This window comes from Klebsiella sp. WP4-W18-ESBL-05, assembly GCF_014169075.1.
In the GTDB taxonomy this organism is placed as follows: domain Bacteria; phylum Pseudomonadota; class Gammaproteobacteria; order Enterobacterales; family Enterobacteriaceae; genus Kluyvera; species Kluyvera ascorbata_B.
This window is the reverse complement of record NZ_AP022057.1, coordinates 4802683-4824791: the sequence shown is the minus strand read 5'-3', so window position 1 is coordinate 4824791 and position 22109 is coordinate 4802683. Positions and strand designations below refer to the sequence as shown.

15 protein-coding genes, 4 tRNA genes and 3 rRNA genes are annotated in these 22109 nt (G+C 53.7%); 20 read left to right on the top strand and 2 right to left on the bottom strand.

Annotated elements, in window-relative coordinates:
- Positions 1-311 precede the first annotated feature (311 nt).
- The 7 genes from H7R58_RS22990 to H7R58_RS22960 all read left to right on the top strand — a co-directional run bounded on the left by H7R58_RS22990 (position 312) and on the right by H7R58_RS22960 (position 5695).
- Positions 312-1851: ribosomal RNA gene (locus tag H7R58_RS22990) — 16S ribosomal RNA — on the top strand.
- A gap of 70 nt (positions 1852-1921) precedes the next feature.
- A tRNA-Ile gene (locus H7R58_RS22985) sits at positions 1922-1998 on the top strand.
- Between the two features lie 38 nt (positions 1999-2036).
- A tRNA-Ala gene (locus tag H7R58_RS22980) sits at positions 2037-2112 on the top strand.
- 206 nt (positions 2113-2318) lie between these two features.
- Positions 2319-5225 (top strand): 23S ribosomal RNA (locus H7R58_RS22975).
- A gap of 94 nt (positions 5226-5319) precedes the next feature.
- Positions 5320-5435 (top strand): 5S ribosomal RNA (gene rrf / locus H7R58_RS22970).
- Together the 16S, 23S and 5S rRNA genes with 4 tRNA genes alongside form the textbook arrangement of a ribosomal RNA operon.
- A gap of 55 nt (positions 5436-5490) precedes the next feature.
- Positions 5491-5567: transfer RNA gene (locus H7R58_RS22965), tRNA-Asp, on the top strand.
- A 52-nt stretch (positions 5568-5619) separates the two neighbouring features.
- Positions 5620-5695, top strand: a tRNA-Trp gene (locus tag H7R58_RS22960).
- A 98-nt stretch (positions 5696-5793) separates the two neighbouring features.
- Here the strand turns inward: H7R58_RS22960 and hdfR are convergent.
- A complete protein-coding gene (gene hdfR, locus H7R58_RS22955) occupies positions 5794-6612 on the bottom strand; it encodes an HTH-type transcriptional regulator HdfR (protein WP_106929765.1) in 819 nt (272 codons plus the stop codon).
- A 118-nt stretch (positions 6613-6730) separates the two neighbouring features.
- Here hdfR and H7R58_RS22950 point away from each other — a divergent pair, with 118 nt between their 5' ends.
- Entirely contained in the window at positions 6731-7069 is a 339-nt protein-coding gene (locus H7R58_RS22950; RefSeq protein WP_064549235.1) for a MaoP family protein, read from the top strand.
- Positions 7070-7094: 25 nt separating this feature from the next.
- Here the strand turns inward: H7R58_RS22950 and H7R58_RS22945 are convergent, their stop codons facing one another.
- Positions 7095-8615 (bottom strand): YifB family Mg chelatase-like AAA ATPase, encoded by a 1521-nt coding sequence (locus tag H7R58_RS22945; RefSeq protein WP_182934535.1) that lies wholly within the window; start codon positions 8613-8615, stop codon positions 7095-7097.
- Between the two features lie 354 nt (positions 8616-8969).
- On the opposite strand from H7R58_RS22945, the gene ilvL reads away from it, so the two are divergent.
- From ilvL to H7R58_RS22885, 12 genes are all read left to right on the top strand, one after another.
- On the top strand, positions 8970-9068 hold the full coding sequence (ilvL, locus tag H7R58_RS22940) for an ilv operon leader peptide (protein ID WP_015966468.1): 99 nt from the start codon (positions 8970-8972) through the stop codon (positions 9066-9068).
- Between the two features lie 139 nt (positions 9069-9207).
- The gene (ilvG, locus tag H7R58_RS22935) at positions 9208-10854 is read left to right on the top strand and encodes an acetolactate synthase 2 catalytic subunit (protein ID WP_106929767.1); all 1647 of its coding nucleotides are present in this window, start codon (positions 9208-9210) and stop codon (positions 10852-10854) included.
- Positions 10851-11117, top strand: coding sequence for an acetolactate synthase 2 small subunit (ilvM, locus tag H7R58_RS22930; RefSeq protein WP_182929709.1), 267 nt, complete (start codon positions 10851-10853; stop codon positions 11115-11117). The genes ilvG and ilvM overlap by 4 nt, the downstream gene beginning before the upstream one ends.
- Before the next feature lie 17 nt (positions 11118-11134).
- Positions 11135-12064: a branched-chain amino acid transaminase gene (locus H7R58_RS22925; RefSeq protein WP_106929772.1), complete on the top strand. Its 930-nt coding sequence runs from the start codon at positions 11135-11137 to the stop codon at positions 12062-12064.
- Positions 12065-12126: 62 nt separating this feature from the next.
- Positions 12127-13977: a dihydroxy-acid dehydratase gene (gene ilvD, locus H7R58_RS22920; RefSeq protein ID WP_106929773.1), complete on the top strand. Its 1851-nt coding sequence runs from the start codon at positions 12127-12129 to the stop codon at positions 13975-13977.
- A 5-nt stretch (positions 13978-13982) separates the two neighbouring features.
- Entirely contained in the window at positions 13983-15527 is a 1545-nt protein-coding gene (gene ilvA, locus H7R58_RS22915; RefSeq protein ID WP_106929775.1) for a threonine ammonia-lyase, biosynthetic, read from the top strand.
- A gap of 247 nt (positions 15528-15774) precedes the next feature.
- Positions 15775-16290 carry a PTS sugar transporter subunit IIA gene (locus H7R58_RS22910; protein WP_182929708.1) on the top strand — a complete coding sequence of 172 codons (516 nt, stop codon included), beginning with the start codon at positions 15775-15777 and terminating at the stop codon, positions 16288-16290.
- Position 16291: 1 nt separating this feature from the next.
- Positions 16292-16570: a PTS sugar transporter subunit IIB gene (locus H7R58_RS22905; RefSeq protein WP_035896401.1), complete on the top strand. Its 279-nt coding sequence runs from the start codon at positions 16292-16294 to the stop codon at positions 16568-16570.
- A 170-nt stretch (positions 16571-16740) separates the two neighbouring features.
- Positions 16741-18144, top strand: a complete 1404-nt coding sequence (locus H7R58_RS22900; RefSeq protein ID WP_182929707.1) for a PTS galactitol transporter subunit IIC — start codon at positions 16741-16743, stop codon at positions 18142-18144.
- A gap of 68 nt (positions 18145-18212) precedes the next feature.
- Positions 18213-20276, top strand: coding sequence for a BglG family transcription antiterminator (locus H7R58_RS22895; RefSeq protein ID WP_182929706.1), 2064 nt, complete (start codon positions 18213-18215; stop codon positions 20274-20276).
- 103 nt (positions 20277-20379) lie between these two features.
- On the top strand, positions 20380-21042 hold the full coding sequence (locus tag H7R58_RS22890; RefSeq protein WP_182929705.1) for a class II aldolase/adducin family protein: 663 nt from the start codon (positions 20380-20382) through the stop codon (positions 21040-21042).
- A 45-nt stretch (positions 21043-21087) separates the two neighbouring features.
- Entirely contained in the window at positions 21088-22101 is a 1014-nt protein-coding gene (locus tag H7R58_RS22885; protein WP_182929704.1) for a dihydroxyacetone kinase subunit DhaK, read from the top strand.
- The last annotated feature ends 8 nt before the right edge of the window (positions 22102-22109 follow it).

The window sequence follows — 22109 nt, the reverse complement described above, 5'->3', positions numbered from 1 at the left end:
AGAACTCCCTATAATGCGCCTCCACTGACACGGAACAACGGATTACAAGCCGCCGGGTCAGCGAGGTTCTCCTGAGAATCTCAACAGAGAAAAGCGAAATTAAATGCTTGACTCTGAAGCGGGAAAGCGTAATATGCACATCCCGCGCCGCTGAGAAAAGCGAAGCGGCACTGCTCTTTAACAATTTATCAGACAATCTGTGTGGGCACTCGAAGATACGGATTCTTAACGTCGCAAGACGAAAAATGAATACCAAGTCTCTGAGTGAACACGTAATTCATTACGAAGTTTAATTCACGAGCATCAAACTTAAATTGAAGAGTTTGATCATGGCTCAGATTGAACGCTGGCGGCAGGCCTAACACATGCAAGTCGAACGGTAGCACAGAGAGCTTGCTCTTGGGTGACGAGTGGCGGACGGGTGAGTAATGTCTGGGAAACTGCCCGATGGAGGGGGATAACTACTGGAAACGGTAGCTAATACCGCATAACGTCGCAAGACCAAAGTGGGGGACCTTCGGGCCTCACACCATCGGATGTGCCCAGATGGGATTAGCTAGTAGGTGGGGTAACGGCTCACCTAGGCGACGATCCCTAGCTGGTCTGAGAGGATGACCAGCCACACTGGAACTGAGACACGGTCCAGACTCCTACGGGAGGCAGCAGTGGGGAATATTGCACAATGGGCGCAAGCCTGATGCAGCCATGCCGCGTGTATGAAGAAGGCCTTCGGGTTGTAAAGTACTTTCAGCGAGGAGGAAGGCGTTAAGGTTAATAACCTTAGCGATTGACGTTACTCGCAGAAGAAGCACCGGCTAACTCCGTGCCAGCAGCCGCGGTAATACGGAGGGTGCAAGCGTTAATCGGAATTACTGGGCGTAAAGCGCACGCAGGCGGTTTGTTAAGTCAGATGTGAAATCCCCGGGCTCAACCTGGGAACTGCATTTGAAACTGGCAAGCTTGAGTCTCGTAGAGGGGGGTAGAATTCCAGGTGTAGCGGTGAAATGCGTAGAGATCTGGAGGAATACCGGTGGCGAAGGCGGCCCCCTGGACGAAGACTGACGCTCAGGTGCGAAAGCGTGGGGAGCAAACAGGATTAGATACCCTGGTAGTCCACGCCGTAAACGATGTCTATTTGGAGGTTGTTCCCTTGAGGAGTGGCTTCCGGAGCTAACGCGTTAAATAGACCGCCTGGGGAGTACGGCCGCAAGGTTAAAACTCAAATGAATTGACGGGGGCCCGCACAAGCGGTGGAGCATGTGGTTTAATTCGATGCAACGCGAAGAACCTTACCTACTCTTGACATCCAGAGAACTTAGCAGAGATGCTTTGGTGCCTTCGGGAACTCTGAGACAGGTGCTGCATGGCTGTCGTCAGCTCGTGTTGTGAAATGTTGGGTTAAGTCCCGCAACGAGCGCAACCCTTATCCTTTGTTGCCAGCGGTTCGGCCGGGAACTCAAAGGAGACTGCCAGTGATAAACTGGAGGAAGGTGGGGATGACGTCAAGTCATCATGGCCCTTACGAGTAGGGCTACACACGTGCTACAATGGCATATACAAAGAGAAGCGACCTCGCGAGAGCAAGCGGACCTCATAAAGTATGTCGTAGTCCGGATTGGAGTCTGCAACTCGACTCCATGAAGTCGGAATCGCTAGTAATCGTAGATCAGAATGCTACGGTGAATACGTTCCCGGGCCTTGTACACACCGCCCGTCACACCATGGGAGTGGGTTGCAAAAGAAGTAGGTAGCTTAACCTTCGGGAGGGCGCTTACCACTTTGTGATTCATGACTGGGGTGAAGTCGTAACAAGGTAACCGTAGGGGAACCTGCGGTTGGATCACCTCCTTACCTTAAAGAAGCGTTCTTTGAAGTGCTCACACAGATTGTCTGATGAAAAATAGCAGTAAAGAATCTCTGCAGGCTTGTAGCTCAGGTGGTTAGAGCGCACCCCTGATAAGGGTGAGGTCGGTGGTTCAAGTCCACTCAGGCCTACCAAATTCGTCCCGCGAATTTGAGGGAGATTCATAAACGATGGGGCTATAGCTCAGCTGGGAGAGCGCCTGCTTTGCACGCAGGAGGTCTGCGGTTCGATCCCGCATAGCTCCACCATCTTTACTGCAACAATACAAGAAAACTTCAGAGTGTACCTGAAAAGGTTCACTGCGAAGTTTTGCTCTTTAAAAATCTGGATCAAGCTGAAAATTGAAACGACACACTGTGTCTGTTCTCCGTAATAAGAACAGATAAGCGGTGTGTTCGAGTCTCTCAAATTTTCGCAACACGATGGTGTTTTACGAAACATCTTCGGGTTGTGAGGTTAAGCGACTAAGCGTACACGGTGGATGCCCTGGCAGTCAGAGGCGATGAAGGACGTGCTAATCTGCGATAAGCGTCGGTAAGGTGATATGAACCGTTATAACCGGCGATTTCCGAATGGGGAAACCCAGTGTGATTCGTCACACTATCATTACGTGAATACATAGCGTAATGAAGCGAACCGGGGGAACTGAAACATCTAAGTACCCCGAGGAAAAGAAATCAACCGAGATTCCCCCAGTAGCGGCGAGCGAACGGGGAGCAGCCCAGAGTCTGAATCAGCTTGTGTGTTAGTGGAACGGTCTGGAAAGTCCGACGGTACAGGGTGATAGTCCCGTACACCAAAATGCACAGGTTGTGAACTCGAAGAGTAGGGCGGGACACGTGGTATCCTGTCTGAATATGGGGGGACCATCCTCCAAGGCTAAATACTCCTGACTGACCGATAGTGAACCAGTACCGTGAGGGAAAGGCGAAAAGAACCCCGGCGAGGGGAGTGAAAAAGAACCTGAAACCGTGTACGTACAAGCAGTGGGAGCCTCTTTATGGGGTGACTGCGTACCTTTTGTATAATGGGTCAGCGACTTATATTCTGTAGCAAGGTTAACCGTATAGGGGAGCCGAAGGGAAACCGAGTCTTAACTGGGCGTTAAGTTGCAGGGTATAGACCCGAAACCCGGTGATCTAGCCATGGGCAGGTTGAAGGTTGGGTAACACTAACTGGAGGACCGAACCGACTAATGTTGAAAAATTAGCGGATGACTTGTGGCTGGGGGTGAAAGGCCAATCAAACCGGGAGATAGCTGGTTCTCCCCGAAAGCTATTTAGGTAGCGCCTCGTGAATTCATCTTCGGGGGTAGAGCACTGTTTCGGCTAGGGGGTCATCCCGACTTACCAACCCGATGCAAACTGCGAATACCGAAGAATGTTATCACGGGAGACACACGGCGGGTGCTAACGTCCGTCGTGAAGAGGGAAACAACCCAGACCGCCAGCTAAGGTCCCAAAGTCACAGTTAAGTGGGAAACGATGTGGGAAGGCTCAGACAGCCAGGATGTTGGCTTAGAAGCAGCCATCATTTAAAGAAAGCGTAATAGCTCACTGGTCGAGTCGGCCTGCGCGGAAGATGTAACGGGGCTAAACTGTGCACCGAAGCTGCGGCAGCGACACTATGTGTTGTTGGGTAGGGGAGCGTTCTGTAAGCCGTTGAAGGTGTCCTGTGAGGGGTGCTGGAGGTATCAGAAGTGCGAATGCTGACATAAGTAACGATAATGCGGGTGAAAAACCCGCACGCCGGAAGACCAAGGGTTCCTGTCCAACGTTAATCGGGGCAGGGTGAGTCGACCCCTAAGGCGAGGCCGAAAGGCGTAGTCGATGGGAAACAGGTTAATATTCCTGTACTTGGTGTTACTGCGAAGGGGGGACGGAGAAGGCTATGTTAGCCGGGCGACGGTTGTCCCGGTTTAAGCATGTAGGCGGGAAGTTTAGGTAAATCCGGACTTCTTTTAACGCTGAGGTGTGATGACGAGGCACTACGGTGCTGAAGTAACAAATGCCCTGCTTCCAGGAAAAGCCTCTAAGCATCAGGTAACATCAAATCGTACCCCAAACCGACACAGGTGGTCAGGTAGAGAATACCAAGGCGCTTGAGAGAACTCGGGTGAAGGAACTAGGCAAAATGGTGCCGTAACTTCGGGAGAAGGCACGCTGATATGTAGGTGAAGTGATTTACTCATGGAGCTGAAATCAGTCGAAGATACCAGCTGGCTGCAACTGTTTATTAAAAACACAGCACTGTGCAAACACGAAAGTGGACGTATACGGTGTGACGCCTGCCCGGTGCCGGAAGGTTAATTGATGGGGTTAGCGGCAACGCGAAGCTCTTGATCGAAGCCCCGGTAAACGGCGGCCGTAACTATAACGGTCCTAAGGTAGCGAAATTCCTTGTCGGGTAAGTTCCGACCTGCACGAATGGCGTAATGATGGCCAGGCTGTCTCCACCCGAGACTCAGTGAAATTGAACTCGCTGTGAAGATGCAGTGTACCCGCGGCAAGACGGAAAGACCCCGTGAACCTTTACTATAGCTTGACACTGAACACTGGTCCTTGATGTGTAGGATAGGTGGGAGGCTTTGAAGCGCGGACGCCAGTTCGTGTGGAGCCAACCTTGAAATACCACCCTTTAATGGCTGGTGTTCTAACGTAGACCCGTTACCCGGGTTGCGGACAGTGTCTGGTGGGTAGTTTGACTGGGGCGGTCTCCTCCTAAAGAGTAACGGAGGAGCACGAAGGTTAGCTAATCCTGGTCGGACATCAGGAGGTTAGTGCAAAGGCATAAGCTAGCTTGACTGCGAGAGTGACGGCTCGAGCAGGTGCGAAAGCAGGTCTTAGTGATCCGGTGGTTCTGAATGGAAGGGCCATCGCTCAACGGATAAAAGGTACTCCGGGGATAACAGGCTGATACCGCCCAAGAGTTCATATCGACGGCGGTGTTTGGCACCTCGATGTCGGCTCATCACATCCTGGGGCTGAAGTAGGTCCCAAGGGTATGGCTGTTCGCCATTTAAAGTGGTACGCGAGCTGGGTTTAGAACGTCGTGAGACAGTTCGGTCCCTATCTGCCGTGGGCGCTGGAGAATTGAGGGGGGCTGCTCCTAGTACGAGAGGACCGGAGTGGACGCATCACTGGTGTTCGGGTTGTCATGCCAATGGCATTGCCCGGTAGCTAAATGCGGAAGAGATAAGTGCTGAAAGCATCTAAGCACGAAACTTGCCCCGAGATGAGTTCTCCCTGACTCCTTGAGAGTCCTGAAGGAACGTTGAAGACGACGACGTTGATAGGTCGGGTGTGTAAGTGTAGCGATACATTGAGCTAACCGATACTAATGAACCGTGAGGCTTAACCTTACAACGCCGAAGATGTTTTGGCGAAATTGAGACGATTTTCAGCATTGATACAGATTACATTAACCGGCGAAAAGCGGGTTAATAACAGAATTTGCCTGGCGGCCGTAGCGCGGTGGTCCCACCTGACCCCATGCCGAACTCAGAAGTGAAACGCCGTAGCGCCGATGGTAGTGTGGGGTCTCCCCATGCGAGAGTAGGGAACTGCCAGGCATCAAATTGCAGTAAACCGGGATGAATAATCCGGGTAGTGACAAAGAAATTCGGTGGAGCGGTAGTTCAGTCGGTTAGAATACCTGCCTGTCACGCAGGGGGTCGCGGGTTCGAGTCCCGTCCGTTCCGCCACTTATTCAACATTAAGCCTGCTAAATTAGCAGGCTTAATGATAAGAAAATTTAGGGGCGTAGCTCAGTTGGTAGAGCACCGGTCTCCAAAACCGGGTGTCGCGAGTTCGAGTCTCTCCGCCCCTGCCATATATAATCCTTTGCTTAGGCAAAGGATTTTTTTTGCCAAAAATTTACCTTCCTGACGGGCCCATCGTTCTCCCCCGGGCCACCTATTCAGTCTTTACTTAAAATACATTGGTTTTCAATATGTCGCGAATTTGCGCCTGTTTGTCGCTATTTTGCAGCCATATCGCATATAAAGGTCGTAGAATGGCCGTACCATCGGTAACGGGATAGAGATCGTTCTGCTCCTGTGCCCACGACACGGGCAACCAGGTGCAACCTTTTAACGGTAATAGCTGGAGTCGGGCCAGGCTTGCCGAACTGGTGGTCAGCAGCGGGATATCGTCACTGCTAATTAGCCCTGCTTCGTGCTGCTGGAAATCTGCGCCCCACTCCAGACGCAGGTAGTTCAGATCTGCCCTGGTTGTCTCCGGCGTTGCACAGTACAGCTCAAGTGCAAAATGTCCCAGCAGCTGGCTACTGAATTCATCCATTTTTGGCGCTTCGGTGGTCAGTAACAGATCGAGCTGGCGCTCGTGTAGCTGTTTAACCAGCGACTGGCGTTGGGCGATCCGCGCTTCAAACTGTAGCGTACCGTCGGCCTGATAAAGCCGGGATAGCCAAGCGTTAAGCATACACTCCCATAGCGAAGCGCTAGCACCAATGGAAAACTCATTGTGCCGCGAGGTGTTAGCCACTTCCTTACGCGCGGCCTGCCAGGTGCTCATCAGCGTTTCTGCGTAGGGAAGGAGTTTTTCTCCCGCCGCGGTCAAACGAATATTATTGCGATGGCGGGTAAACAGATTGACCCCAAGCTGATTTTCTAACTGACGGATTCGAAAGCTCACCGCAGATTGTGTCAGATAGAGCGCTTCTGCGGCTCGCCCGAAGTGGCGAGTTCTGCTCACTTCGAGGAAAGTTTTCAGCAATTCGGTATCCACAGCTTTCTCCGCAAAATTTTTTGTCGTAATGATTTAAATCTTTTGTTTTACACTCTGTCAAGCGTATCTAATACTCCGCGCCATAAATAGCTCGGCCAAAGAATTAGGAGCGTGTAGGATGGCGGAAAGCTTTACGACGACTAATCGTTTTTTCGATAATAAAAATTATCCGCGCGGGTTCTCTCGTCATGGTGATTTCACCATCAAAGAGGCGCAGCTGCTTGAGCGTTATGGCTTTGCCTTTAACGAACTCGATCTTGGCAAACGCGAGCCGGCAACCGAAGAAGAGCAGCAGTTTGTCTCGGTCTGCCGTGGTGAACGTGAGCCGGCAACGGATGCTGAACGCGTATGGACCAAGTATGTCACGCGCATCAAGCGTCCGAAGCGTTTCCACACCCTGTCCGGCGGTAAGCCGCAGGTGGAAGGCGCTGAAGACTACACTGACAGCGACGATTAATAAAAAAGGGGCCTGGGCCCCTTTTTTATTGTAGTAAAGTTTGAAGATGGGCGAGCATTCTGTCGATGCCGCGATAGCTCAACGCTTCCTGCAAATGATGTCTGGCAATATCCTCTGCCCCCTCCATATCCGCCAGCGTGCGCGAAACCTTTAACAGACGCTGCCAGGCGCGGATCGACAGCCCAAGCTGTGTCAACGTCTGCTCTAGCCACAGAGCGTCCGCTTCTACCAGCGCACAGTATTGCCGGATCTCGCTGCCGCTGAGCTGCGCATTTAGCTTCCCTTGTCGCGCATTCTGACGCTGCTGCGCTGTGATGACCCGCTGTTGTACCGTCAGGCTGCTTTCCCCTACGCGGGCCGATTGGCTCAGTAAGCCCGGCGGCGGTAGCGGAATTTCCAGGGAGAGATCGAACCGGTCGAGAAACGGACCAGACAGCCGATTGAGGTAGCGCAGCGTCTGTTCTGGCGTGCAGCGGTTATGCTGCCCCTCATAGTGACCGGTAGGGCTAGGATTCATCGCAGCAATCAGTTGAAAGCGAGCAGGATAGGTAATTTTGGCCCGCGTACGTGAAATGTGGATTTTGCCAGACTCAATCGGCTCGCGCAGCGCATCCAGCACCCGGCGCTCAAATTCCGGTAGCTCATCGAGGAACAGAATCCCGTTGTGGGCCAGCGAAATCTCTCCCGGGGCGGGAATCGACCCGCCGCCAACCATAGCCGTCAGCGATGCGCTATGGTGAGGTGCACGAAAGGGGCGATGGCGCCATTCACGCTGAATGCGATAGGTATTTTCCAGACTGATAATTGCCGCGCTCTCAAGCGCCTCGCTGTCGCTAAGCGGCGGGAGTAGCCCGCGCAGACGGGTGGCAAGCATGGTTTTACCCGTACCAGGTGGGCCAACGAGCAGCAAATTGTGACCGCCCGACGCGGTGATCTCCAGCGCCCGTTTCCCCTGCAGCTGGCCGATCACATCGCTTAAATCTTCGCAGCTGGCGGGGGCCATCATGCCCTCTGGTGGAGGCTGCCTGAGCGTTTGTTTTCCTTCAAGAAATGCGCAGACTTCAAGAAGGTGGCTGGCAATCAGGCAATCGCTGCCGCCAAGCAGGCCGACCAACGGCGCATTATCCTCGGCAAGCACAATCTGGCGACCTGAATGTATGGCTTCCATCGCCGCCGATAGCGCCCCAGGAATACCGCGTAGCGCGCCCGTGAGCGCCAGTTCACCCACAAACTCATACTGCCCTAGTTTCTGGCTATTAAGCTGCTCAGAGGCCGCCAGAAGCGCAATAGCGATAGGTAAATCATATCGCCCTCCTTCTTTAGGAAGATCGGTCGGCGCGAGGTTAATGGTGATCTTCTTCGCCGGAAAGGTATAACCGCTGTTGATGATGGCGCTGCGAACCCGGTCGCGCGCCTCTTTGACGGTGGTTTCCGGCAGCCCGACCATGACCAGGCCCGGCAGACCCTGGCTGATATGCACTTCGATAGTAATCAGCGGTGCGCTGACGCCCAGCGCGGCGCGCGTATAGACAACGGATAGCGACATAATTCCTCCCTGAAGATCGCTATTATGTGCGATGCAGTCGTTCCATTAATCTGCTTAATTTGATTATTACGTGGCATATTCCATAATTTTCACCGACATTCAGCGCATTTCATTAATTTTGGAATCGAGTCCGAATGTTGCTCATATGACGTCAACTTCGCCTCTGCTCAGTCGTTGCGTAGGGAGCAAAAGGTGAAATATTTTCATTTCATAAATTCTCTATATAAAACAAATTGTTTTCATTAAATCCTTAGCGCGGTAAGCAATGCCGTCATAAAAAAAACTTGTGCTTTTTGTGATGTCTGTGGTAACTCTGTAGGTATTCCTTCGAACAAGATGCAAGAACAGACAAAAATGAAAGCCCTTCTACGAGTGATTAGCCTGGTCGTGATTAGCGTGGTGGTGATTATTATCCCACCGTGCGGGGCTGCACTTGGACGAGGAAAGGCTTAGAAATCAAGCCTTAACGAACTAAGACCCCCGCACCGAAAGGTCCGGGGGTTTTTTTATGACCTAAAAACAATAACGGGAGGCAGAACGTGACACGCAGCATAAAATTCTGTTTCTCACGATCTACGGCGGGGAACTAACTATGAATGGCGCACAGTGGGTGGTACATGCGTTGCGAGCGCAGGGTGTTGAAACGGTATTTGGTTATCCTGGTGGAGCCATCATGCCGGTTTACGACGCACTGTATGACGGCGGCGTAGAGCACCTGCTGTGTCGACACGAACAGGGCGCGGCAATGGCGGCCATCGGCTATGCGCGTGCTACCGGTAAAACCGGCGTTTGCATCGCCACTTCCGGCCCGGGCGCAACCAACCTGATCACCGGTCTGGCCGATGCGTTACTCGATTCCGTGCCCGTTGTGGCCATCACCGGTCAGGTCGCCGCACCGTTAATCGGTACGGATGCTTTTCAGGAAGTGGACGTTCTCGGTTTGTCGCTGGCCTGCACCAAACACAGTTTCCTGGTGCAATCCCTGGAAGAGCTGCCGCGCGTAATGGCAGAGGCGTTCCAGGTGGCAAACTCAGGCCGTCCTGGCCCGGTTCTGGTCGACATTCCGAAGGACGTGCAGGTGGCACAGGGTGATCTGGAACCGTTCTTCTCCACCGTAGAAAGCGACGATGCTTTCCCTCACGCCGAAATGGCGCAGGCCCAGCAGATGCTGGCGCAGGCGCATAAACCGATGCTGTATGTCGGCGGCGGCGTGGGAATGGCGCAGGCGGTACCGGCGCTGCGCGAATTTATGGCCGTCACACAAATGCCAGCGACCTGTACCCTGAAGGGACTGGGCGCAGTGCCAGCCGATTACCCGTTCTACCTCGGTATGTTGGGTATGCACGGTACCAAGGCGGCAAACCTGGCGGTGCAGGAATGCGACCTGCTGATCGCCGTTGGTGCCCGCTTTGACGATCGCGTGACCGGCAAGCTGAATACCTTCGCGCCGCACGCCAGGGTTATCCATATGGATATCGATCCGGCGGAAATGAACAAGCTGCGCCAGACGCATGTGGCATTACAGGGCGACCTGAATGCGCTGCTGCCTGCGCTGCAACAGCCGCTGGCTATCGACGCATGGCGCCAGCACAACGCGGCGATGCGCGCCGAGCACGCCTGGCGTTACGACCATCCTGGTGAGGCAATCTACGCGCCGCTGCTGCTCAAGCAGCTGTCGGACCGTAAACCGGCCGATAGCGTGGTGACCACCGACGTTGGGCAGCACCAGATGTGGTCGGCTCAACATATGACCTACACCCGTCCGGAGAATTTCATCACTTCAAGCGGTTTAGGCACCATGGGCTTCGGTCTGCCGGCCGCCGTTGGCGCACAGGTGGCGCGACCTGACGACACGGTTATCTGTATCTCCGGTGACGGCTCCTTCATGATGAACGTGCAAGAGCTGGGCACCGTGAAACGTAAGCAGTTACCGCTGAAGATAGTCTTACTCGACAACCAGCGTTTAGGGATGGTTCGACAATGGCAGCAGCTGTTCTTCCAGGAACGTTACAGTGAAACCACCCTGACCGATAACCCCGATTTCCTCATGCTGGCCAGCGCCTTCGGCATCCCTGGTCAACACATCACCCGTAAAGACCAGGTTGAAGCGGCACTCGACACCATGCTGGCAAGCGAAGGCCCGTACCTGCTTCATGTCTCAATCGACGAACTTGAGAACGTCTGGCCTCTGGTGCCGCCTGGCGCCAGTAACTCACAAATGCTGGAGAAATTATCATGATGCAACATCAGGTCAACGTGCAGGCCCGCTTCAACCCGGAAACCTTAGAACGCGTGTTACGTGTGGTCCGTCATCGCGGTTTTCAGATTTGCGCGATGAATATGGAGGCGGCCAGCGATGCGCAGAATATAAATATCGAATTGACCGTTGCCAGCCCGCGGTCAGTCGACTTACTGTTTAGTCAATTAAATAAACTGGTGGACGTGGCTTCGGTTGCCGTTCAGCAGTGTACAAGCACATCACAACAACAGATTCGCGCCTGAGCGCAATAGGAAGAGAAATGACGACGAAAAAAGCGGATTACATCTGGTTCAACGGTGAGATGGTTCGTTGGGAAGACGCGAAGGTTCACGTGATGTCCCACGCGCTGCACTACGGTACCTCTGTATTCGAAGGCATCCGTTGCTACGACTCCCACAAAGGCCCGGTTGTTTTCCGCCACCGTGAGCACATGCAGCGCCTGCGTGATTCCGCCAAAATCTATCGCTTCCCGGTCTCTCAGAGCGTGGATGAACTGATGGAAGCCTGCCGCGCCGTACTGCGCAAAAATAATCTGACCAGCGCCTATATCCGTCCGCTGGTGTTTGTCGGCGATGTCGGTATGGGCGTTAACCCGCCGGACGGCTACAGCACCGACGTGATCATCGCGGCGTTCCCGTGGGGCGCCTATCTGGGCGCTGAAGCGCTGGATCAAGGGATCGATGCGATGGTTTCTTCCTGGAACCGCGCTGCGCCGAACACCATTCCAACTGCCGCGAAAGCAGGCGGCAACTACCTTTCCTCACTGTTGGTCGGTAGCGAAGCGCGCCGCCACGGCTATCAGGAAGGGATCGCGCTGGATGTGAACGGCTATCTGTCTGAAGGCGCGGGTGAAAATCTGTTTGAAGTGAAAGACGGCATTCTGTTTACGCCACCGTTTACCTCTTCGGCGCTGCCGGGTATTACCCGCGATGCGATCATCAAGCTGGCGAAGGATATCGGAATTGAAGTTCGCGAGCAGGTGCTGTCTCGTGAATCGCTGTACCTGGCGGATGAAGTCTTTATGTCCGGCACCGCCGCTGAAATCACCCCGGTGCGCAGCGTTGACGGTATCCAGGTCGGCGAAGGCCGCTGTGGCCCGGTCACTAAACGTATTCAGCAAGCATTCTTTGGCCTCTTTACCGGTGAAACCGAAGATAAATGGGGCTGGTTGGATCAGGTTAATCAATAAGATAAATAATGGGGCGGCACGCACCGCCTCATTAACGAGACAGAGACTGGGAGTACAAAAGCATGCCTAAATATCGTTCCGCCACTACCACTCACGGCCGCAATATGGCGGGCGCCCGCGCGCTGTGGCGCGCCACCGGGATGACGGATGCCGACTTCGGTAAGCCGATTATCGCCGTCGTGAACTCGTTTACCCAGTTCGTGCCGGGCCACGTTCACCTGCGCGACCTTGGTAAACTGGTTGCCGAGCAGATCGAAGCTGCCGGCGGCGTGGCTAAAGAATTCAATACCATTGCGGTGGATGACGGTATCGCCATGGGCCACGGGGGTATGCTTTATTCACTGCCGTCCCGCGAGCTGATTGCCGACTCCGTCGAGTACATGGTTAACGCCCACTGTGCCGATGCAATGGTCTGCATCTCGAACTGCGACAAAATCACCCCGGGGATGCTGATGGCCTCCCTGCGCCTGAATATTCCGGTGATCTTCGTTTCCGGCGGCCCGATGGAGGCCGGTAAAACCAAATTATCCGACAAAATCATCAAGCTCGACCTGGTCGATGCGATGATTCAGGGCGCGGATCCGAAAGTTTCCGACTCGCAGAGCGAGCAGGTTGAACGTTCCGCCTGCCCAACCTGCGGCTCCTGCTCCGGGATGTTTACCGCCAACTCGATGAACTGCCTGACCGAAGCGCTGGGACTGTCTCAGCCGGGCAACGGTTCGCTGCTGGCCACCCACGCTGACCGTAAAGAACTGTTCCTCACTGCAGGCCAGCGCATCGTTGAACTGACCAAACGCTACTACGAACAGGATGATGCCTCCGCGCTGCCGCGCAACATCGCATGCAAAGCGGCATTCGAAAATGCCATGACGCTGGATATCGCCATGGGCGGTTCCACCAACACCGTTCTGCACCTGCTGGCAGCGGCGCAGGAAGCCGAAATCGACTTCACCATGAGCGATATCGACAAGCTGTCCCGCAAGGTTCCGCAGCTGTGTAAAGTGGCGCCAAGCACTCAGAAATACCATATGGAAGATGTGCACCGCGCCGGTGGCGTGCTGGGGATCCTCGGCGAACTGGACCGCGCCGGCCTGTTGAACCGTGACGTGAAAAACGTGCTCGGTCTGACCCTGCCGCAGACGCTGGAACAGTACGACATCACCGTTACCCAGAATGAAGCGGTGAAAAAAATGTTCCGTGCTGGCCCAGCGGGTATCCGTACCACCCAGGCGTTCTCGCAGGACTGCCGTTGGGACACGCTGGATGACGATCGCGCCGAAGGCTGCATCCGCTCGCTGGAACATGCCTACAGCAAAGACGGCGGTCTGGCGGTACTCTACGGTAATTTCGCGGAAAACGGCTGCATCGTGAAAACGGCGGGCGTGGATGACAGCATCCTCAAATTCACCGGCCCGGCAAAAGTGTACGAAAGCCAGGACGACGCGGTTGAGGCCATCCTCGGCGGCAAAGTGGTTGAAGGCGACGTTGTTGTCATTCGTTACGAAGGGCCGAAAGGTGGGCCGGGCATGCAGGAAATGCTCTACCCGACCACCTTCCTGAAATCCATGGGTCTCGGCAAAGCCTGCGCGTTGATCACCGACGGGCGTTTCTCCGGCGGTACATCCGGCCTGTCTATCGGCCACGTTTCCCCGGAAGCGGCCAGCGGCGGCAACATCGCGATTATTGAAGATGGCGACATGATTGCTATCGATATCCCGAACCGTGGCATTCAGCTGCAGCTGAGCGATGCGGAAATTGCCGCGCGTCGTGAAGCGCAGGAAGCTCGCGGTGACCAGGCGTGGACGCCGAAAAATCGTGAACGTCAGGTCTCCTTTGCCCTTCGCGCTTATGCCAGCCTGGCAACCAGCGCCGACAAAGGTGCGGTACGCGATAAATCGAAACTGGGGGGTTAATCACCATGGCGGAATCTCAGCCCCTATCCGGCACCCCTGAGGGTGCCGAGTATCTCAGAGCGGTGCTGCGCGCACCGGTCTACGAAGCCGTGCAGGTCACGCCGCTGGAGAAAATGGACAAACTCTCTTCGCGGCTTGATAACGTGATTCTGGTCAAGCGTGAAGACCGTCAGCCTGTGCACAGCTTTAAGCTGCGCGGTGCTTACGCGATGATGGCAGGACTGACGGCGGAACAGAAGGCGCACGGCGTGATTACCGCGTCTGCGGGTAACCATGCGCAGGGCGTAGCGTTTTCTTCCGCTCGTCTGGGCCTGAAGTCGCTGATCGTTATGCCGGTGGCCACTGCCGATATTAAAGTCGATGCCGTGCGCGGTTTCGGTGGTGAGGTGCTGCTGCACGGTGCCAACTTTGATGAAGCCAAAGCGAAAGCGATTGAACTGGCGCAGCAGCAGGGCTTCACCTGGGTGCCGCCTTTCGATCACCCGATGGTGATTGCCGGGCAGGGCACGCTGGCGCTTGAACTGCTGCAGCAGGATGCCCACCTCGATCGCGTGTTTGTCCCGGTGGGCGGCGGCGGGCTGGCGGCGGGCGTTGCGGTGCTGATCAAACAGCTGATGCCGCAGATCAAAGTGATCGCCGTGGAAGCAGAAGATTCGGCCTGCCTGAAGGCGGCGCTGGACGCGGGGCATCCGGTGGATCTGCCGCGCGTGGGTCTGTTTGCGGAAGGCGTGGCGGTGAAGCGTATTGGCGATGAAACCTTCCGCCTGTGTCAGGAATACCTCGACGACATCATTACCGTTGATAGCGATGCTATCTGCGCGGCGATGAAAGACCTCTTCGAAGATGTCCGTGCGGTAGCCGAGCCTTCCGGGGCGCTGGCGCTGGCGGGGATGAAGAAATACATCGCCCAGCACAATATTCGCGGTGAACGTCTGGCGCACGTGTTGTCCGGTGCGAACGTTAACTTCCACGGTCTGCGCTATGTCTCCGAACGTTGCGAGCTGGGGGAACAACGTGAAGCCTTGCTGGCGGTGACCATCCCGGAAGAGAAGGGAAGTTTCCTTAAATTCTGCCAGCTGTTGGGTGGACGTTCGGTAACGGAGTTTAACTACCGCTTTGCCGATGCCAAAGACGCCTGCATTTTTGTCGGCGTACGCCTGAGCCGTGGTCTGGAAGAGCGCAAGGAAATCCTTAGCTTGCTGCACGATGGTGGCTACAGCGTGGTGGACCTGTCCGACGACGAAATGGCGAAGCTGCACGTGCGGTATATGGTTGGCGGTCGTCCCTCCAAACCACTGAAGGAGAGATTGTTCAGCTTCGAGTTTCCGGAATCGCCGGGGGCACTGCTGAAGTTCCTCTACACGCTGGGCACGCACTGGAATATCTCACTGTTCCACTATCGTAGCCATGGTACCGACTACGGACGCGTGCTGGCCGCCTTTGAGCTGGGCGACAATGAGCCGGACTTTGAAACCCGACTCAATGAACTGGGCTATGAGTGTCACGACGAGACAAATAACCCGGCGTTCCGCTTCTTCCTTGCGGGCTAATAGCTGCTTAACAGGAGATAACCTGCCAGGGTTATCTCCTTTTTTCTGCTTTATTTATCGTGACCTGCCGAATTATTTTTCTGTCAACGCATCCTATCCATAAAAATGTGACCTAATTCATAATAAAAAGCTCACCGCGTTGCGCCAGCCTGCGCACATCTTTTGGGAGCAATATTTGTCGCTCGCTGACTACACCTGAATTAACATTGGCTGTAGTTAATTCTTAGCGGTTGGAGAGGATATTCGGATGAGAACGGATATAATTGATGCCCCGAATGAAAGTGCGCAAGGATGTGAATATTTTACGCCTCAGCTCACATTTCTGGATAAACACTATAATAATTCCACAGACTTTTTTTCTTCGATATTTTTGCTGCTGAAAGAGCAAGGCTACGTCCGGGACTCTTTTCTTGACGCCATCATCGCCCGTGAAAAGGCGTACCCTACCGCGCTGCCCACGCTGCCGGTGGCTCTTGCGCTTCCTCATACCGATCCTCAGCACGTTATTCGCCCCTTCATCTCCGTAACACGGTTGTCTACGCCTATTGCCTGGCAGGAGATGGGCAATGATGACAACACGCTTTATGTTCATTTTATTGTTTTACTAGGTTTTGTTGACCACAGCAGCCACCTGACAGCGCTGCAAAAGCTTATGGACTGCCTTGCGGATGAAGAGGTCGTTCAGGCCCTACGCGAAATAGACGATGTAGAAACCTTTCTCTGTACCCTCACATCAAGACTGCAATTAGATAAGGATTTATAAGATGAAAAAAGTCATTGTTGCATGTGGAAGCGGCGTTGCTACCTCACAAACGGTTGCCAGTAAAGTGACCCGCTTATTGAATGAACGTCAGCAGTCGCATATCAAAGTTGAAGTCATCGACCTGAAATCGCTTGATAGTCATATAAAAGATAGTGCGGCTTATATCGCTATCACCAAAGTTGATAAGCAATACCCTATCCCGGTAATTAACGGAATTGCCTTTCTGACCGGCATGGGGATGGAGCAGGAATTACAAAAGGTCATTGATGCCTGTAAATAAGGTGTAGCTCTTTAATCCGTATACTCGTCGTCTTTCAAGCCGCGGGGGCGTTGGCTGCGTTCTTTCACCCGAATCACTTACTAAAGTAAGCTCATCGGGATTCTCTCACTTGCCGCCTTCCCGCAACTCGAAAGCCATAGAGTATATAATTATTTTAGTGGAGAAGTGCTATGGACTTTCTTGGTGTAGTCATAAATTATATTCTGAATTTAGGCGCGCCGGTTTTTGTGCCCTTTATTATGTTATTAGCCGGGCTGGTGGTGCGGATGAAATTCCGCGATGCGGCCTCGGCGGCTATCACACTGGGCGTCGCCTTCGTTGGGATGAGCATGCTGATTGGCTTTATGGTCGATGCCATCGGTGTTGCTGCACAGACCATGATGAACCGTACCGGCCTTGAGTTAAGCATCGTCGATGGCGGCTGGACGACGATGGCGAATATCTCCTGGGCCTGGCCTTATGCGTTCGCCATGTTCCCGCTTCAGGTTGGCGTCAACATCGTGATGTTGATGCTGAACAAGACCAATACCTTCAACGCCGACCTCTGGAACGTGTGGGGGAAAATCTTTACCGCATTTATCGTGGTGAGCGTCACCACCCCATTGTTTGGCCCGGTCTGGAGTCTGGTACTGGCGTTCCTCGTTGCCGCCTTCCAGATCATTATGGAACTGAACGCGGGGGATATTCACCAGCATCGTATTGAGAAACTCACGGGGATCCCGGGAGTGACCTGTACGCACCGTATGGTCTTCTTTGGTGCCATCTATTACCCGTTCGATCTGCTGCTGCGCAAAATACCGGTCTGCAATAAACCAATGGATGCCAGCGCGCTGCGCGCCAAAGTCGGGGTCTTTGCCGAAAACCACATCATTGGTTTTATTCTGGGGATCCTGTTTGGCGTGATTGCGGGCTACAGTGTTGCCAAAACGCTGATGCTGGGCGTACAGGCTTCGACGGCGCTGGTGCTGTTCCCGATGATTTCCAAGCTCTTTATGCAGGCCCTGTCGCCGATCTCTGAGGCCATCAGCGACTATATGAACAAGAAATTCTCCGGGCGTAAGCTGTTCGTGGGTATTGACTGGCCGTTTATGGGCGGTGCGAGCGAAATCTGGTTTGCTATTATCGTCGCCATCCCGTTCACCCTGCTGTGGGCGCTGATTCTGCCGGGAAATAAGATCCTGCCGTTTGCTGGCATCATCAATATTGCGCTGATTGTTCCGGCCTATCTGGTGACACGCGGTAACACGCTGCGCATGGTTATCCTGAGCATTATTGGCGTGCCGTTCTTCCTGTTTGTTGGCACGCAGTTCGCACCAATGATTACCGACCTTGGGCTGGCCACTAAAGCTATCACCATCCCGGCAGGGCAGCTGATTTCGAACAGCTCGATTGATGCCCCGGTCTTCACCTATGCCTTCTCCTTCCTGTTCAAATTCCTGGAAGGCAACTTCATCCCGCTGGTGTTCGCGCTGTGGTGGGGCTGCGGCTACTTCTTTTACTCCCGCGAATTGCGTCGTGAAAGCAATCTTGCGCAGCAGGAAGCCGAACAGCAGGCGAAGGTTCAGCAGGCGTAACTCTGGGTTTCATGTTCACGTCTGGCGGCAGGTGCCGCCGCCAGGCTTTTCATTGCAGGAGAGTTAGCATGGCTATGGATAAACGCGTGGTTGCAGTGCTGGATGCCATTGTGAACGATCCCGGTATCACAGGGACGAAGCTTGAAGCGCAGTTTTGCCTGACGCGCAAACAGTTGAGCTATACGTTGAAAAAGGTGAATGACTACCTGGAGTCGAACCACTTCGACCGGATCAACCGCCTGAAAACCGGGAAGCTGAATATCCCACGCCATGTGATTGAGCATTTTCGTCAGAATCAGACCTCGGAAACCGAGCATCGCTACCTCTACTCGGAAGAAGAACGTGGGCAGATGATTATCTTTATGCTGCTGACCCGCAACGAACGGCTGTCATTGTTGCATCTCTCTTCTTCACTGAGCGTTAGCCAGAATACGATTATCAACGATCTGAAAAAAGTGCGTACCGAGGTTATTGAGCACGGGCTGGAGATAAGCTACGACCGAGGCAACGGCTACCATATTCTGGGTGAGGAGCTGGAAAAACGCTATCTGCTGCTGAATTGTTTACGCCGGGTTCTGGAAATTCCGGTTGCCAAAAATATCCTCGCTCAATACAACAACGTTATGAGCGATTATCTGGAAAAGGTCGGCAACGTTTTCAGTGAAATTGAAAAGCGTTTTAAAATTCAGTTTACCGACCGCCAGCTTCAGGAGCTTATTTATTTTATCTGCTTTGTCCTGCATCGTATTGATTCAGGGAAAAGCCTGGTCAATATTCCGATCAGCTACGCTGATATTATTGGCAGCAGAGAATTTACCCTGATGCAGAGCGTTATCAGTAAAATCAATATCAATAGCGAAAATGAACTGGTTTTCCTGACGGCACTGATCCAAAGCTCAAATATTCAAAGTATTGCCGATAAATATTTTCACCTCGATACGCTACTGCTTGAAAGCGTAGTCGCGGTGGTCGACAGCTTTGAAAAAATAAGCTGCGTCACGATCAAAGAGAAAAATGAGCTGATTGAGAAAATCTATCAGCATTGGAAACCGGCCTATTACCGTATTCGCTATCATCTGAGCAACACCAGCAGCGTTTACGATCTGGTGGTGAAAGAGTTCAGCCATCTGCATGAGATGGTTCGCCGCGCGGCGGTGCCGTTTGAGACGGTACTGCACTGCGAAATTCCTGATGAAGAGATGGCATTTTTAACGGTGCTCTTTGGCGGTTGGCTGACCCGCGAGGGGGTTATCCATCAGATTAAAATCCAGAAAACCGCGGTCGTGGTGTGTGAAAATAGCGCGACCATTTCCACTTATCTCTTCCTGACGCTGCAGGTACTTTTCCCGGAGCTGCACTTTACCGAAGTGATGTCACGACGCGAGTTTGAGCGCTATACCGGGCACTACGATGTGGTTTTCTCGACCACGCACCTGAACACCAGCAAGATGGTGTTTGTGGTGAATCCGTCCATCAGCAGCATTCATAAAAGTGCGTTCCGCAATCATGTGATCGGCGCGCTACAGGGTGTGGACCCGAATATCATTCAGATAGAGCAACTGCTGCTTATCTTCGAACGCTTCGGCAATATTATCGATCATAAAGGGCTACAGCGTGCGCTCGCTAGCTATATCTATGATGAGAACAGCGCCGTGAGTGCGGCAGGCAGCATTGAGCCGCCGACGCCATCGCTGACGGACCTACTGCAGCGCGAGCACGTTCAGTTCGTCACCTCGCTGCCGGACAGCTGGCAGCAGGCTATTACTCAGGCGTCGTCATCGCTGCTGGTGTGTGGCGTGATTGAACCACGCTATCTGCAAATCATGCTCAATAAAATCGCCGATGAACAGCCCTATATCATGCTGGCCGATGGCGTGATTATTGCTCACGCTGGTGTTGATGATGGCGCGCTGGATACGGGTATGGCGTTATTACGCTTACCTTCTAAGATTGATTTTGCGGGTTATATGCAGGCCGATATTATTATTGTTCTGGCGACCAATAACCCACAAAAACATCTTAAGGCATTGGCGCAATTAAATGAATTTCTCGAGTTTTATGACGGCGGCAATGTTATTCGCCGCGCGCAGGATGAATATGCGCTGATAAACAAACTTTTCCATCATCAGTAATTATTAATTAAAAATCGTTGCAGTCAGAAAACGGCAACGTTATTTCCCGGCAATGATTGTCGCGACATCGCTCGCCCCTATAATCGTATACAGGATAAATATTATGTTAGACATTCAGAAAAAACACGTCGTTGAAATGGCCAGAACCGCTCAGCAATGGGGACTGTGTAAACATAAAGCAGGTAATTCCAGCGTACGGGATAAAGAGACGGGATTTATTCTGGTGACCCCAACCACGATCGACAAAATGGATTTAACGCCGCGCGATATTGTGGTGATGGACGTTGAAGCTAATGTCATTGAAAGTGAAGCTGGATTGCGTCCTACCAGCGAATGCCTGATGCATATCGAAATTTATAAGGCGCGTCCTGACGTTTTCGCCATCTCCCACACGCACTCTCTCTATGCCACCTCATTTGCCGTGTTGAATAAACCGATCCCGGCGGTGGTGTACGAATGCGCGATCCTCAACCTGAAAGACGGGGTGATTCCGGTTGCGCCTTATGGCCGCCCAGGTACGCCCGCGCTGTCGAACAGCGTCATCGAACCTATCCAGCGCGCCGACGCCATTCTGATGGAAAAACATGGCGCAATCGGCGTGGATAAAGATCCGTACGAAGCGGTGCTGAAGTCTGCCTATCTGGAAGAGATGGCGCAGATTTACTACCACGCGCTGGTCATTAACGGCGGTAAGGAGCCCGAATCTTTCGCGCCGGAAGAGCTGCAGCGCTGGGCCTACCCGTCACAAATCAAATTTGCCCGCTAATTGAGACGCCCGCCCGTGCGGGCGGGACATTCATGGAGAGAACGCATGAAAAAATTTTTGAATCAGGCGGAGGACTTTATCCCGGAGATGCTGGAAGGCATCTATCTGGCGCACCCCGATGCTTTTCGTTTGGTGAACGATGATCCGCACTGCCTGGTGGCCGCACGCCCGGTACCTGGCAAGGTCGGAATTGTCACCGGCGGTGGCTCGGGGCATCTGCCGCTGTTTCTGGGCTATGTGGGGCGGGGCATGCTGGACGGCTGCGCGATTGGCGATGTGTTTCAGTCGCCCTCGCCGGCGCAAATTTTGGCCGTCACCCAAGCGGTGGACCGCGGGGCTGGCGTGCTCTATCTGTACGGCAACTACAACGGCGATATTTTTAATTTTGATATGGCTGCGGAAATGGCCGATATGGAGTGCGATATTCGCACCGCGACGGTAGTCGCTGCCGATGATTCGGCGGGCGCCGTGCCGGGGGGCGGAGAGGCGGCAACCCGACGTGGCGTCGCGGGTATTTTCTTTGTCTACAAATGCGCGGGGGCGTCGGCGGCCAGAATGGATGATCTGGAAACCGTCCAGCGCATTGCGCAAAAGGCGGGCGAGCGCGTGCGTACGTTGGGCGTGGCGCTGTCGCCGTGCATCGTACCGCGTATCGGCAAGCCGGGGTTTCATATTGGCGATCGCGAAATGGAGATTGGCATGGGCATTCATGGTGAAAGTGGTATTCGCCGTGGCCCGCAGCTAAACGCAGAATCGATCGCCGAAGAGATGATGTCCTGGCTGCTGGCGGATTCGCCCTGCCAGCAGGGGGATGAAGTGGCCGTCTTGATCAATGGCCTTGGTGCTACGCCGCTGGAAGAGTTGTATCTGATGTATCGCCACGTGCACCAGATTCTGGCAGAAAGCCACATGCGCGTTTTCCGCGTATGGATTGGCGAGTTTGCTACGGCGATGGAGATGACCGGTATGTCTATCAGTCTGATGCCGGTGGATGAAGAGCTGAAAACACTGCTCAATGCCGGGGCCGATACGCCGATGTTTCGGCAGTTTTCGGCTTAAGGAGGCGT

Excerpts from the sequence above, each read along its gene's own strand:
- H7R58_RS22895 (WP_182929706.1), top strand. The coding sequence starts at position 18,213 with ATGGCTATGGATAAACGCGTGGTTGCAGTGCTGGATGCCATTGTGAAC.
- ilvM (WP_182929709.1), top strand. The coding sequence starts at position 10,851 with ATGATGCAACATCAGGTCAACGTGCAGGCCCGCTTCAACCCGGAAACC.
- H7R58_RS22910 (WP_182929708.1), top strand. The coding sequence starts at position 15,775 with ATGAGAACGGATATAATTGATGCCCCGAATGAAAGTGCGCAAGGATGT.
- ilvA (WP_106929775.1), top strand. The coding sequence starts at position 13,983 with ATGGCGGAATCTCAGCCCCTATCCGGCACCCCTGAGGGTGCCGAGTAT.
- H7R58_RS22945 (WP_182934535.1), bottom strand. The coding sequence starts at position 8,615 with ATGTCGCTATCCGTTGTCTATACGCGCGCCGCGCTGGGCGTCAGCGCA.
- H7R58_RS22885 (WP_182929704.1), top strand. The coding sequence starts at position 21,088 with ATGAAAAAATTTTTGAATCAGGCGGAGGACTTTATCCCGGAGATGCTG.
- ilvG (WP_106929767.1), top strand. The coding sequence starts at position 9,208 with ATGAATGGCGCACAGTGGGTGGTACATGCGTTGCGAGCGCAGGGTGTT.
- H7R58_RS22950 (WP_064549235.1), top strand. The coding sequence starts at position 6,731 with ATGGCGGAAAGCTTTACGACGACTAATCGTTTTTTCGATAATAAAAAT.
- ilvL (WP_015966468.1), top strand. The coding sequence starts at position 8,970 with ATGAAAGCCCTTCTACGAGTGATTAGCCTGGTCGTGATTAGCGTGGTG.
- H7R58_RS22905 (WP_035896401.1), top strand. The coding sequence starts at position 16,292 with ATGAAAAAAGTCATTGTTGCATGTGGAAGCGGCGTTGCTACCTCACAA.
- H7R58_RS22925 (WP_106929772.1), top strand. The coding sequence starts at position 11,135 with ATGACGACGAAAAAAGCGGATTACATCTGGTTCAACGGTGAGATGGTT.
- ilvD (WP_106929773.1), top strand. The coding sequence starts at position 12,127 with ATGCCTAAATATCGTTCCGCCACTACCACTCACGGCCGCAATATGGCG.
- H7R58_RS22900 (WP_182929707.1), top strand. The coding sequence starts at position 16,741 with ATGGACTTTCTTGGTGTAGTCATAAATTATATTCTGAATTTAGGCGCG.
- H7R58_RS22890 (WP_182929705.1), top strand. The coding sequence starts at position 20,380 with ATGTTAGACATTCAGAAAAAACACGTCGTTGAAATGGCCAGAACCGCT.